The sequence below is a fragment of the Labedella endophytica genome, assembly GCF_003990045.1.
GTDB classification, from domain to species: domain Bacteria; phylum Actinomycetota; class Actinomycetes; order Actinomycetales; family Microbacteriaceae; genus Labedella; species Labedella endophytica.
Genome location: NZ_RZGZ01000002.1, coordinates 134,452 through 147,883, shown reverse-complemented (window position 1 = coordinate 147,883; position 13,432 = coordinate 134,452). Strand labels below are relative to the sequence as shown.

At 69.0% G+C, this 13,432-nt stretch carries 11 protein-coding genes; 8 read left to right on the top strand and 3 right to left on the bottom strand.

The window, feature by feature from the left end; genetic code table 11:
- Positions 1–324: 324 nt before the first annotated feature.
- From ELQ94_RS04225 to ELQ94_RS04205, 5 genes are read left to right on the top strand one after another with little or no spacing between them, the layout of a single operon-like run.
- Positions 325–1,638, top strand: a complete 1,314-nt coding sequence (locus ELQ94_RS04225) for an RNA polymerase sigma factor (RefSeq protein WP_127047557.1) — start codon at positions 325–327, stop codon at positions 1,636–1,638.
- 4 nt (positions 1,639–1,642) lie between these two features.
- Entirely contained in the window at positions 1,643–2,920 is a 1,278-nt protein-coding gene (locus ELQ94_RS04220; RefSeq protein ID WP_127047555.1) for a MurT ligase domain-containing protein, read from the top strand.
- The gene (locus ELQ94_RS04215) at positions 2,917–3,669 is read left to right on the top strand and encodes a type 1 glutamine amidotransferase (protein WP_127047553.1); all 753 of its coding nucleotides are present in this window, start codon (positions 2,917–2,919) and stop codon (positions 3,667–3,669) included. The genes ELQ94_RS04220 and ELQ94_RS04215 overlap by 4 nt, the downstream gene beginning before the upstream one ends.
- Before the next feature lie 10 nt (positions 3,670–3,679).
- Positions 3,680–4,417, top strand: a complete 738-nt coding sequence (locus ELQ94_RS04210; protein ID WP_127047551.1) for an alanine racemase C-terminal domain-containing protein — start codon at positions 3,680–3,682, stop codon at positions 4,415–4,417.
- On the top strand, positions 4,414–5,463 hold the full coding sequence (locus tag ELQ94_RS04205) for an alanine racemase (RefSeq protein WP_127047549.1): 1,050 nt from the start codon (positions 4,414–4,416) through the stop codon (positions 5,461–5,463). Before ELQ94_RS04210 ends, ELQ94_RS04205 begins: the two co-directional genes overlap by 4 nt.
- Before the next feature lie 156 nt (positions 5,464–5,619).
- On the opposite strand, the gene ELQ94_RS04200 is transcribed toward ELQ94_RS04205, so the two are convergent.
- Entirely contained in the window at positions 5,620–5,850 is a 231-nt protein-coding gene (locus ELQ94_RS04200) for a DUF7455 domain-containing protein (protein WP_127047547.1), read from the bottom strand.
- Positions 5,851–6,026: 176 nt separating this feature from the next.
- Here ELQ94_RS04200 and ELQ94_RS04195 point away from each other — a divergent pair, with 176 nt between their 5' ends.
- Positions 6,027–8,117, top strand: a complete 2,091-nt coding sequence (locus tag ELQ94_RS04195) for a DNA gyrase/topoisomerase IV subunit B (protein WP_243696857.1) — start codon at positions 6,027–6,029, stop codon at positions 8,115–8,117.
- Positions 8,118–8,173: 56 nt separating this feature from the next.
- Here the strand turns inward: ELQ94_RS04195 and ELQ94_RS04190 are convergent, their stop codons facing one another.
- Positions 8,174–10,648 (bottom strand): DNA gyrase/topoisomerase IV subunit A, encoded by a 2,475-nt coding sequence (locus ELQ94_RS04190; RefSeq protein ID WP_127047543.1) that lies wholly within the window; start codon positions 10,646–10,648, stop codon positions 8,174–8,176.
- 65 nt (positions 10,649–10,713) lie between these two features.
- Here ELQ94_RS04190 and ELQ94_RS04185 point away from each other — a divergent pair, with 65 nt between their 5' ends.
- The gene (locus ELQ94_RS04185; protein ID WP_243696856.1) at positions 10,714–11,844 is read left to right on the top strand and encodes an alkaline phosphatase family protein; all 1,131 of its coding nucleotides are present in this window, start codon (positions 10,714–10,716) and stop codon (positions 11,842–11,844) included.
- 55 nt (positions 11,845–11,899) lie between these two features.
- On the opposite strand, the gene sepH is transcribed toward ELQ94_RS04185, so the two are convergent.
- The gene (gene sepH / locus ELQ94_RS04180) at positions 11,900–12,943 is read right to left on the bottom strand and encodes a septation protein SepH (protein WP_127047541.1); all 1,044 of its coding nucleotides are present in this window, start codon (positions 12,941–12,943) and stop codon (positions 11,900–11,902) included.
- A 195-nt stretch (positions 12,944–13,138) separates the two neighbouring features.
- Here sepH and ELQ94_RS04175 point away from each other — a divergent pair, with 195 nt between their 5' ends.
- Positions 13,139–13,432, top strand: coding sequence for a DUF4193 domain-containing protein (locus ELQ94_RS04175; RefSeq protein WP_127047539.1), 294 nt, complete (start codon positions 13,139–13,141; stop codon positions 13,430–13,432).

Here is a 13,432-nt window from a genome sequence, read left to right as displayed (position 1 = left end):
GGGAATCAGGGCTCAGGCCGCGTCGGGTCACGGTCCGACGGTCTCGGTCCCCGTCTTCCGTGGGTATAATGGTGAACGGACCCGTTCGGGTCCCGGTGACCACGGTCTCCCGTTCGCGGGGGTCGGTGTGCACGACGTCGGAGTGATCAGGACGTCGGGCGAGCGTCAGGCCGGGGCTTGACATGGGTCCTCGTACTGCCCGAAAGTCCGTCACCGGCTCGCCGACTCGCGCTCACGGCAAGCGATGACAAGAATTCTGTCCGACAAAGCAACCCGAGCCCGGTAGGCGCACATCTCCGCCGCTAGGACCGAAAGGTGTTCGCAATGGCAACCAAGACCGCAGCGCCCACGAAGGCGAAGGCTGAGGCCATCGTCGAGGACGAGCCGACCGAACGGACGACGACCACCAAGCCGGCCGCCGCGAAGAAGGCCCCGGCGAAGGCAGCACCCAAGACGAAGGCCGCGCCGAAGACCAAGGCGGCCGCCGCGAAGAAGGCCGCATCGGCCGCATCCGACGACGAGTCGGAGGACGTCGAAGCCGACGTCGAGGTCGTGGTCGCCGACACCCCGGACGACGCGCCCGCCGACGTCCCGGCGACCGAGGACGGCGACGAGGAGGCTGCTCCGGCCGCCTCCGTCGAACCGCTTCCGAAGGGCGCCCTCGTGCTGTCCATGACGGACGACGATGACGAGGTCCCCGTCTACTCCTCGGCCATCACGGGTGCCACGGCCGATCCCGTCAAGGACTACCTGAAGCAGATCGGTAAGGTCGCGCTCCTCAACGCCGCTGAGGAGGTCGAGCTCGCGATGCGCATCGAGGCCGGTCTCTTCGCCGAGGAGAAGCTGTCCCACCTGAGCGACCAGGAGAAGCGCACCCAGCTGGGCCGCGAGCTCACGTGGGTCGCGAAGGACGGGCAGCGTGCGAAGAGCCACCTGCTGGGGGCGAACCTCCGTCTCGTCGTCTCGCTCGCGAAGCGCTACACGGGCCGTGGGATGCAGTTCCTCGACCTGATCCAGGAGGGCAACCTCGGTCTCATCCGTGCGGTCGAGAAGTTCGACTACACGAAGGGCTTCAAGTTCTCGACCTACGCCACGTGGTGGATCCGTCAGGCGATCACCCGCGCGATGGCCGACCAGGCGCGCACCATCCGCATCCCGGTCCACATGGTCGAGGTCATCAACAAGCTCGCCCGCGTGCAGCGCCAGATGCTTCAGGACCTCGGGCGCGAGCCCACGCCGGAGGAGTTGAGCCGCGAGCTCGACATGACCCCGGAGAAGGTCATCGAGGTGCAGAAGTACGGCCGCGAGCCGATCTCGCTGCACACCCCGCTCGGTGAAGACGGCGACAGCGAGTTCGGTGACCTCATCGAGGACACCGAGGCCGTCGTCCCCGCCGACGCGGTCGGCTTCACCATGCTGCAGAAGCAGCTCGAGAGCCTGCTCGACTCGCTCTCCGAGCGCGAGGCCGGCGTGATCCGCATGCGCTTCGGTCTGGGCGACGGGATGCCGAAGACGCTCGACCAGATCGGCGACACGTTCGGGGTCACGCGAGAGCGGATCCGACAGATCGAGTCGAAGACGATGGCCAAGCTGCGGCACCCCAGCCGTTCGCAGTCGCTGCGCGACTACCTCGAGTAAATCGATGGGTCTCCGTTACACCGTCCCGATCCTCATCGGCCGGCTGGCCCGGGCCGTCACGCGCGCGCGCGGTGGCGGCTCGGCCTATCCCGGGCACCTCGTCAACCGTCTCGCGCCGAGTTATCTCCCGAGCCTGCCGGACCAGCTCCCCGGCGGCGTCGTGTTCGTGCTCGGCTCGAACGGCAAGTCGACGACCACCCACATGGTGTCGGAACTCCTGCGTGCCCACGGCCTGAAGGTGTTCACGAACCCGACGGGGGCGAACCTCCCTCAGGGTGTGACGAGCGCCCTGCTCAGCGAGGTGAGCATCACAGGCAAGCTCTCGGCCGACGTCGCGGTGCTCGAGATCGACGAGGCCTATGCGGTCAAGCTCGCGCAGACGCTGCGTCCGTCGATCGTTCTCATGCTCAACGTGCAGGTCGACCAGCTCTTCCGGTTCTACGAGACCGAGCGGGTCGCCGACATGATGATCGACACGGGGGTGTTGGCCGCCACCAACGTCGTGACCAACCGTGAGGACCCGTACCTCAGCAAGGTCGCTCGGAAGATCGCCGGCGTGCGACCCGCCGTCAGCTACTTCGGCGCGAGCGCCGAGGTCGTGGCGCAATCGGCTCACGGTCTCGTGAACGCCGAGGACTTCCGCGATGCGGATGCCGTCGGCGACGTCGATGCGGCCTCAGAGGTCGTGGGGTGGTCGGGAACGACCGCGACCATCGCGATCGGGGGAGAGACGCTCGACGTCGTGCTCCCCGCTCGCGGACTGCATTACGCGGTCGACGCGGCCGCCGCGCTGCAGACGGCCCGACTCGTCCTCGAGTCGCAGTTCTCCGCCGATCGGGCCGTCGAGGCCTTCCGAGTGATGCGTCCGGCGTACGGTCGCGGCGAGCTGCTGCAGTTCGGCAGCGAGCAGGTCGAGATCACGATGTTCAAGAACGGCGCGAGCCTCCAGCTGAACCTCGACGCGTTCGACACGCCCCCGGAGCAGGTCCTCCTCGCGATCGACGAGGGCACGCCCGATATCTCGTGGATCTACGACGTCGACTTCACAGGCCTCGACCACGTCGACGTCATCTCGGGTGCGAAGGGGTGGCAGGTCGCGCTGCGTCTCGAGCACGCCGGTATCCCCGTCCACCACATCGAGCCGGATCTGAAGAAGGGCATCGAGATCATGCGAGGCATGCCAGCCCCGACGTCGGGCCGCAAGGCGTGGATCGTCAACTACGAACAGATGATGTACGCCCGCAAGCTCGTGGGCCAGGGTGACATGGAGATCGCGCGATGAGCGTCGCCGACGAGACCGTCGTGATCCTCCAGCTCTTCCCCGCAGAGCTCGGGGTGACGGGGGACAGCGGGAACGTTCTCGCGCTCGCGACGCGGCTCGAACGTGCCGGCGGGACGGCGACGGTCCTGCACCACCGGATCGGTGACGCGCTGCCCGCCGAGCGACCGGACATCGTCGTGATCGGCAACGGTCCGTTGTCCGCCGTGCGTTCCGTGATCGGCGACCTCCGTCGCATCGCGCCCGAGCTCACGGAGTGGGTCGCAGCGGGGATCCCCCTGCTCGCTGTGGGCGCCGGTATGGAGGCGCTCGGTGAGCGCATCGTGGCACCCGACGGCGAGACGATCGATGGCATCGGCGTCTTCCCCGTCACGACCGACCGCGCGGGGGCCCGGCACGCCGGCTACCTGGTCGTCGAGTCATCGGTCGGCCGGATCGTCGGTTTCGAGGATCACCGGACCGTCACGACGCGTCGGGACGGAGCCGCACCCTTCGGCCAGGTCACGTCCGGTGTCACCGGCACCGCGGGCTTCGAGGACGGGGTGCGCGTCTCGAACGCGATCGGCACCCGCGTCCAGGGCCCGGTACTGCCGCTCAACCCCGTGTTGACGGACTTCCTCATCGCCCGCGCCCTCGAGCGCCGGGGGCTCGACTGGTCGGCGACTCCCGCGCACGCGGAGCTCGACCGTCTCGCCGAGGAGGCCCGTGGTGTCATCCTCGCGAACATCGATCACGCCTTCAGCACGATCTAGCGATCCCGACATGGGTCCACGGCGGCAGCTGCAGGTGATGGTCTCCGCGCTCGCGGAGAACGTCGAGCGCGCCATCGCCGGGGGCCCCCTTCTCGTCGACGTGACGGCGAACGCCTTCGGTCTCGGTCTCGCCCGTGTGGCGGACATCGCGCGGAACACCGGCGCGTCGGGCCTGTACGTCGCGAACGCGGACGGAGCGTTGGCCGCGCAGGCTACGGCGCCCGGTCTCGGTATCTTCGTCGGTCGTGCGCACGTCGGACGGCAGGACGAGCTGCGCGCGGCGGGAATCCGTCCGGTCGGTCAGGCAGACGCCGCAGTCGCCCGTGACGCCGTCTACGGCTTCGGGGGGCGGGGACTGGCGGTCGCCTCGCTCCACTCCGAACTGCTCTCGACGAAGTCCATCCGCCGCGGCGACGGCGTCTCCTACGGTTACACCTATCGAGCGGCTCGCGACGAGCGCACGGCTCTCGTCGCGCTCGGCTACGGCGATGGGGTACACCGTCACGCCGGCAACCGGTCCCACGTGCTCGTCGACGGAACGAGTGCGCCGATCGTCGGGCGCGTCGCCATGAACGTCTTCGTCGTCTCGCTCGGGGACCGGGCGGTCCGGCCGGGCGCCCGGGTCACGGTCTTCGGTGACCCCGCGTGTGGTGAGCCGAGCCTGATGGACTGGAGCAGCGCACTCGATGTCGAGCCGGCGGCCGTCATGGCGGGCCTCGGCGACCGTGTCGAGAGGATCTCCTCGTGACGCGGGACGTATGGGCGGAGATCGACCTCGACGCCTACCGCGCCAACATCCGCCGGGTCCGCGCCGCCGTGGCACCGGCCTCTGTGATGACGGTCGTCAAGAACGACGCCTACGGGCACGGCCTCGATCGGATCGTCGCGGCGGCGGTCGACGAGGGCATCCGCTTCGTCGGCGTGCTCGACGCGCCCGTCGGGGTGGCGCTCCGTCGAGCCGGGTTGCCAGAGGACGTCCGGCTCTTCGCCTGGCTCTTCGGTCCACAGGAGGACTACGCCGATGCGGTGGCGAACGGTGTGGAGATCGGTGTGTCGAGCGAGACCCAGCTCGAGCGCATCGTGGAGACGGCCGACGGGCGACCGGCACGGATCCACGCGAAGATCGACACGGGTCTCGGCCGTGCGGGGGCGCGACCGGAGGAGTGGGCTGATCTCGTCGCGGCCATCGAGCGGAGCGCCGACGCCGGCCTCGTCGAATTGGCCGGGGTGTGGACCCACATCGCCGAGGCCTCCGACGAGGAGGACGGGGTGTCGATCCGCGCGTTCGAACGTGCCGTCGCCGGCGTGTCGGAGGGGCGACGCACCGGTCTCGTTCGACACCTCGCGGCGAGCGCGGCGTCGTTCGCTCGCGACGACAGTCGGTTCGACGTCGTGAGGGTCGGAGCGTTCGGTTACGGGATCGCGCCGGGAGACGGCGTCACCCCGTCATCGCTCGGTCTCGTGCCCGTCTTGTCGTTGCGTGCGCGCGTGGTCGATCTCGACGAGTCCGGGGGAGCGGTCCTGTCCATCGGGAGCGTCGACGGCCTCCCGGGCGCGGGGCGGCGCCTCGAGGCGGCGGTCGACGGTCGACGGGTCTCGATCACGGTCGGTCTCGTGGAGACCACGGTCGCCCCCGAGGCGGGACTCACCGTCGGCGATGTCGTGACGCTCGTCGGCCGGGAGGACCGCGGCGAACCGACCCTCCAGGAGTGGGCCGATTCGACGGGGACCATCGGCGAGGAGATCGCGGTGAGACTGTCCCCGCGGATCGAACGGCTGACTCACGGCGGCTGACGGGCCACGGCGCGTGACGGACGGCTGTCGGCGGCTCGGGTGCCCTCGGGTCGCCCTGCGGTCGCCGTGGACGTAGCGGACGCCCCGCTCGACGCAGAACGACCGCCACGATGTCGTGGCGGTCGTCGTGTGTCGAGCAGATCGTGCGCTACGGAGTCAGGCCCGCTGGTCCTCGAGGAGACGAGCGGACTCGTCGTGGAAGGACTGAGCGACGCTCGCGAGCTTCTCCTGGTACTTGCGTCCGTGGTGAGCGCAGAAGAAGAGCTCTCCCGAGTTCAATTCGACGCGGATGTACGCCTGCGCGCCACAGCTGTCGCAGCGGTCGGCCGCGGTGAGCTGGGGAGCGCTCGCCTCGAGCTGCTCGCTCTGGTTGGTGGTGTATTCCATGGGGCTCCTCCTGTTCGACCTACTACGTTCAGCGTGGTCTTCATATACAACCACGCACCCGCTGGCTTATTGCCGGATTGACACGTATTTCGCTGTGCGCGTACGGTGCGTCCGTCCGGGGGCTGAGACCGTGTCTTACGGTGTTCGGAGCCGCCCCCGAACTAGGCTGGGTACCCGTGACAGACTACTCGGCTCGCCATCTCTCCGTCCTCGAAGGACTGGAGGCCGTGCGGAAGCGCCCGGGCATGTACATCGGCTCGACGGACTCCCGCGGACTCATGCACTGCCTGTGGGAGATCATCGACAATTCGGTCGACGAGGCCCTCGCCGGACACGGATCGCAGATCGGCATCGTGCTCCACCCCGACGACAGCGTCGAGGTCCGGGACACCGCTCGGGGCATCCCCGTGGACATCGAACCGAAGACCGGTCTGTCCGGCGTCGAGGTGGTCTTCACGAAGCTCCACGCGGGTGGCAAGTTCGGCAGCGGCTCGTACGCCGCTTCTGGCGGCCTGCACGGCGTCGGGGCCTCCGTGGTCAACGCCCTGTCCGAGCGGCTCGACGTGGAGGTGGATCGCGGGGGCAAGACGTGGGCGATGTCGTTCCACCGGGGGGAGCCGGGGATCTTCGACGATTCCGCCGGTCGCACGCCGGATGCGCCGTTCACCCCCTTCGAGAAGGGCAGCGTGCTGCGCGCCGTCGGCAAGGTCGCGAAGGGCGTCACGGGAACCCGCGTGCGCTACTGGGCCGACCGCCAGATCTTCACGCCCGGCGCCACCTTCAACGTCGACGACCTGCACGCCCGCGCCCGGCAGACAGCCTTCCTCGTGCCAGGGCTCGGCATCCGGATCGACGACGAACGCGCCACCGAGGCGACAGGGGAGGGCGCGACCGTCTCCGAGTTCCGCTACGACGGCGGCATATCCGAATACGTCGACTTCCTCTCGAACGACTCCCCGGTCACTGACACGTGGCGACTCACGGGAGACGGGACCTTCTCCGAGACCGTCCCCGTGCTGCAGGAGACCGGCGCCATGGTCCCCACCGAGATCGAGCGCACGTGCAGCGTCGACGTCGCGCTCCGTTGGGGCTCGGGCTACGACACCGCCGTGCGCAGCTACGTGAACATCATCGCGACGCCGAAGGGCGGCACGCATCAGACGGGCTTCGAGCAGGGCCTCATCAAGATCGTGCGGTCGCAGGTGGAGCAGAACGCCCGACGCCTCAAGGTGGGCAACGACAAGCTCGAGAAGGACGACGTCATGGCCGGCCTCACCGCCGTCGTGACCGTCCGCGTGCCCGAGCCGCAGTTCGAGGGCCAGACGAAGGAGGTCCTCGGCACTCCGGCCGTCCGGGCGATCGTCGCGAATGTCGTCGGCGAGCGGCTCAAGGAGCGCTTCGCATCCACGAAGAGGGAGGACAAGGCGCAGACGACTCTCGTGCTCGACAAGGTCGTCGCCGAGATGAAGACGCGTATCTCCGCCCGAGCACACAAGGAGACCCAGCGCCGGAAGAACGCCCTCGAGAGTTCCACCCTCCCGGCGAAGCTCGTGGACTGCCGTTCGAGCGACGTGGCCGCGACCGAGCTCTTCATCGTCGAGGGCGACTCCGCGCTCGGCACGGCGAAGCTCGCTCGCAACAGCGAGTTCCAGGCCCTCCTCCCGATCCGCGGCAAGATCCTCAACGTGCAGAAGGCCTCGGTGAGCGACATGCTCTCGAACACCGAGTGCGCCTCGATCCTCCAGGTCATCGGCGCAGGATCCGGGCGGACGTTCGATCTGGACGCCGCGCGCTACGGCAAGATCATCCTGATGAGCGACGCCGACGTGGACGGCGCGCACATCCGTACGCTCCTGCTCACGCTCTTCTTCCGCTACATGCGGCCGCTCATCGAAGCCGGTCGGGTGTTCGCCGCCGTCCCGCCGCTGCACCGGGTCGTCGTCATCAACGCGGGTTCGAAGCCGAACGACATCATCTACACCTACTCCGAGCAAGAGCTGCAGGGTGTGCTCACCGGGCTCAAGCGCAGCAACAAGCGCTACCAGGAGCCGATCCAGCGGTACAAGGGCCTCGGCGAGATGGATGCGGAGCAGCTGGCATCCACGACGATGGAGCGCGCGCACCGGACCCTCCGCCGGGTGCGGATCGAGGACGCCGAGATGGCGGGCAACGTGTTCGAGCTCCTCATGGGAAACGACGTCGCTCCCCGCAAGGAGTTCATCATCGACAGCTCCGACCGGCTGTCCCGCGACCGCATCGACGTCTGAGGCGGCGGGGTCCGTGCGGCGGACCCCACCGCGGCCGGGCGACCAGCGCGGGCCGATCAGCCGATCGCGCGGCCGATCGAGCCGATGGGAGCGGAGAGCCCGATGCCTGAGGCGTCTCTCCTCGCGCCGCCCTCGGGCAGAATGCGCACAGACCCGTCGGGCCCGGAAGCCCGCGCCGGGGAGGGGCCGACCCACCCGAGCGAGATCCGGTCCTCGCCCTTGAGGAATCGCTGCGCACGGACCCCGCCGGTGGCCCGCCCCTTGGCAGGGAACTCCGACAGGTCCGAGACCTTCGCGCTCCCGGCGTCGGTGCCCGCGAGAGCGCGCGAGTCGGCCGCGACCGTGGCGACGATCGTCTCGTCTTCCGCGCGGATGACCCCGAAGAACACCACGGATGCCCCCGCGGAGAGCTTGATGCCGGCCATGCCGCCGGCGGAACGGCCCTGAGGCCGCACGTTCGCGGACGCGAACCGCAATAGCTGTGCGTCGCTCGTGATGAAGACGAGCTCGTCGTCGTCCTCCGAGACGGCGGCCCCGACGACGGAGTCGCCCGGCTTCAGGGAGATGACCTCCACATCGGGTCGCGCGGGCCACTCGCCGGGAGCGACGCGCTTGACCACGCCGGCCGCGGTACCGAGGGCGATCGGCCGCTCGTCGTCGAGGGCCACGAGCGCGAGAACACGCTCAGATCGGTCCGTCATGGCGAGGTAGTCCGCGATGCGGACACCGGCCCCCAGCTGCACGCTCTGCGGTGGTACCACGGGCAGGTCCACGGGGCTGAAACGGATCATGCGGCCCGTCGAGGTGATCGCTCCGATCTCGGTCCGGCTCGTTGTGTCGAGGGCGGACCGGACCGCGTCGTGCTTGGAACGTCGGGCGGGCGGCACGAGGGCGTCGACGCCCTCCGAGAGGTCGACACGGACGATGCGACCCGTCGTGGAGAGGAGCACGCGGCACGCGACATCGGCCACCTCGAGGACGGGGGCATTCTTGGAGCGGGACGGGGCCGCGCTCGGTCGCGCCGTGGTCAGGAGGGTCCGCCGGGGGGTGCCGAAGCGATCGGCCATCTCACCGAGCTCGTCGGAGACGAGGGTGCGGATCGCGGCCTCCGATGCCAGGAGCGCCTCGAGCTGCGCGATCTCTGCCCGCAGAGCGTCCCGTTCCGCTTCGAGCTCGATTCGGGAGAAGCGTGTCAGTCGCCGCAGGCGCAGCTCGAGGATGTACTCGGACTGGATCTGGGACAGGTCGAAGACCTCGATGAGTCGCGAGCGCGCCTGCTCGGAATCGTCGCTCGCGCGGATCACCTGGATGACCTCGTCGATGTCGAGGATCGCGATGAGGAGTCCGTCCACGAGGTGCAGGCGTTCGCGTCGTCGATCGAGCCGGTAGCGCGTGCGCCGCGTCACGACGGAGATGCGGTGCTCGACATAGACCTGGAGGAGTTCGCGGAGACCGAGGGTGCGGGGGCCGCCGTCGACGAGCGCGACGTTGTTGATGCTGAACGAGTCTTCGAGGGGTGTGTAGCGGTAGAGCTGCTCGAGCACGGCCTCCGGGCTGAACCCCGTCTTGATGCCGATCACGAGCCGGAGGCCGTGCTGACGGTCCGTCAGGTCCGTGACATCGGAGATGCCGCTCAGCTTCTTCGAGCCGACACCGTCCTTGATCTTCTCGATGACCTTCTCGGGACCGACGAGGTAGGGCAGTTCGGTGACGACGAGACCGGCCTTGCGTGCCGTGATGTTCTCGACGCTCACCCGGGCACGTGTCTTGAAGGCGCCGCGACCGGTGGCGTAGGCATCCTTGATCCCGTCGAGGCCCACGATGGTCCCGCCGGAGGGGAGGTCCGGCGCGGGCACGAACTCCATGAGGTCCTCGAGGGTGGCGTCGGGATGAGCGAGCAGATGACGGGCCGCGCCCACGACCTCGATGAGGTTGTGGGGAGCCATGTTCGTGGCCATTCCCACGGCGATGCCGCTCGCCCCGTTGACGAGCAGGTTCGGGAACGACGCCGGGAGCACGTCGGGCTGCAGGAACTGGTTGTCGTAGTTCGGCACGAAGTCGACGACGTCCTCGTCGAGCCCCTCGGCGAGCGCGAGGGCCGCTGCATCGAGCCGCGCTTCGGTGTAGCGGGCGGCGGCCGGGCCGTCGTCGAGCGAGCCGAAGTTGCCGTGGCCGTCCACGAGCGGCACACGGAGGGTCCACGGCTGAGCGAGACGGACGAGCGCGTCGTAGATGGCCGAGTCACCGTGGGGGTGCAGCTTTCCCATCACCTCGCCGACGACACGCGCCGACTTGACGTGTCCTCGGTCGGGGCGCAGGCCCATCTCCGTCATCTGGAAGATGATGCGCCGTTGCACCGGCTTGAGGCCGTCGCGCGCATCGGGGAGGGCGCGCGAGTAGATGACCGAGTAGGCGTACTCGAGGAACGAGCCCTGCATCTCGGTCGAGACGTCGACGTCCTCGATGCGCTCGGCGATCGGCTCGTCGTTCGAAACCGACGAGCCGGATGAATTGGTGTTTCTGGGCGTCATTCGTTGCTTCCGTGCGGAGGCGGATGGAGGAACGGGGCCGGACAGCGTGTGGGAGACTGGGCCCGATGCCGACCATGCTACCGATCGTCAAACCGGCCGCCGTGAGCCTGGCCGACGTTCTCCCGGATTCGATCGCCGCCCTGTCCGGCGGTCGCGGGCGTCTGGGGCTGCCCCGGTCGCGCTCCGCCGTAGTGGTCGTCGTCGACGGACTCGGCTCCCACGCCCTCGCGGCCCGCGCGGGTCATGCCCGTCGCCTCGTGGCGGCCCGCTCTCGCTCGCTCGACAGCGTCGTCCCCAGCACGACGGCCGCCGCGCTGACGACGATCCTCACGGGCGTCTGGCCGGGCGAGCACGGCCTCGTCGGTTACAGCGCGATCGATCGGGCGAACGACCGGGTGGTCAAGCAGCTCTCCGGGTGGGACGAGCGGATGGCCCCCGAGACGTGGCAGCGGAGCAGCACCGCCTTCGAGCGCACCGACCCCGCGACCGCCTCCATCGTCGCGGTCGGGCCGAAGATCTTCGCCGGCTCCGGTTTCTCTCGCGCGATCCTCCGGGGCGCGCCGTACCGGGGCGAGGACGATCTCGCGTCCCGCATGCGTGTCGCGGCGGAGCGTTCCGTCGCGGAGAGGACGCTCACCTACGTCTACATCCCCGAGCTCGACAAGGCCGGCCATGCGGAGGGGGTCGAGAGTCCCCAGTGGACCTCGGTCCTCGAGGCGATCGACTCGGCGCTCGGCGTCCTCGAGTCCTCCGTGGCCCGGGGGACGGGGATCATCGTGACCGCCGACCACGGCATGGTCGACATCCGTCACGATGCCCACGTGCTCTTCTCCGACCATCTCGATCTCATGACGGGCATACGCCACGTCGCCGGAGAGCCGCGCTTCCTGCACCTGGGACTCGACCCCGACGTCGACCCCGGATCGGTCGCCTCCGCCTGGGAGGAGCGCTTCGGCGATTCGGCCTGGGTCACGACGCGTACCGCCGCGATTACGGCCGGATGGTTCGGGGCCGAGGTCGCACCCGACGTGCTCGACCGGATCGGCGACGTCCTCGTCGCTCCGAGGAAACGCATCGCGTTCTACGACGATCGCTTCGGCGACGACCCCGGTCGCGGCATGGTGGGGCAGCACGGCTCGATCACTCCCGAGGAGCGATCCGTGCCCATCATCCGTATGGGGGCGTGGCGCACCTGATCCCTCCGCGAGGCCGGGGCGGGATCACATGCACGTGTCCGGCGTGCCGGGTGACTCAGTCGTCTTCGGTGCGGGCGCCGAAGACGATCTCGTCCCACGACGGCATCGAGGTGCGACCCTTGCGGGTCGGCGGCGCCTTCGTGAGAGGCGGCTCCTCGGCCGGCTTGTCGCCTGCGGAGTCGATCGGGATGTCGAAGAGCTGAGCCGGTTCGGGCGAAGACGGCGTCGACGTGGCGGGAGTCTGGGTGCCCCGGTAGTCGGCCGGCTCCCTCTCGCCCCGCCGCTTGCGGAGGGCCTCGAGGAGATCGGCCGTCTGCGTCGACGCAGCGCCCTGCGCGTCGTCGCCGCGGTTGACCGCCGCCGCAGCCGCGGCCTTCGACGAGGTCTGGTTGCGACCGAACGCGAGTGGCTCCAGCACGGCGACGAGATCGTCGTCTCCCGACGGCCGCTCGACGGCGAACGCTCCGCTGTCGAAGCGGGAGTCGTCGTGGTGAGCGTTCCCGTCGGGCTCGACCGCGCGAAGACGGGGGATGAGTCCGTTGGGCATCTCGCCCTGGCGCGACAGCGTCATCGCCTCGGAGTTCTGGGGGGACAGCGTCTGGCGCTTGGGCTCGAAGGTCCAGCGTGCATCGTGGTCGACCTCGCCCGAGGTGAAGGACACCTTGACGATCCAGCCGTCCTCGGCGTCCTTCCAGCTCGTCCAGCGCTCACCGGAGGCGGAGAGTGAATCGAGCCGCGCGCGGATGGCCGCTCCGAAGGTGGCCTCCTCGCCGTCGGCCGCCTCGACCGGGGCGATCACGGGCACGCTCAGAGCCTGACCGACGATGTGCTCGCGTTCCGCGAGCACCGGGCGTTCGAAACGGCGCACGTAGTCGAGGGTGGCACCCGTGAGTTCGGCGACCTCCTCGGCCGACAGGCCGGAACGGATGTGGGCCTGGATGTCCTTCGGGCTGATGCGGGGACCGGTGTTCTGCTCGAGCCGCGGCGGGCGCACGTACGAGTGCAGCACCTCATCGATGACGATGCGGTACCGCTCGCCGTTCTCCGTCGCGGCGACGAGTGCGCCGTCCTCTACTCCGACGACCTTCAAATCCTGCATGTGCCTGCCTTCCAGGATGGATCCGGATGCCCCATACTCACACGGGACGACGGCCATTCCGGGGAATACGCAAGGCGTGCCGGAAGTTGTCCAGGAAGCGTCGTCGAGATGCTTGGCGCGGGTTTGCTATTCGCGGACCTTTCATGCAAACTGACGCCGCGATTTCAGTGGACTACACAGCAGAGATGGACGGGTATGGCAACCGATTACGACGCCCCTCGCAAGACCGAGGACGACTCCGAGTCGATCGAGGCACTCAAGGAGCGCGTCCCTGACAAGATGTCCGGTGCCGTCGACGTCGAAGATGCGGACAACCCCTCGGGGTTCGACCTTCCCGGCGCCGACCTGTCGGACCTCGACCTCGACGTCGTGGTGCTCCCGCCCCAGGCGGACGAGTTCACCTGCGTGAGCTGCTTCCTCGTGAAGCATCGCTCCCAGTTCGACCACGAGTCGAAGCTCGGCCCGCTGTGCGCGGAATGCTCCGCCTGA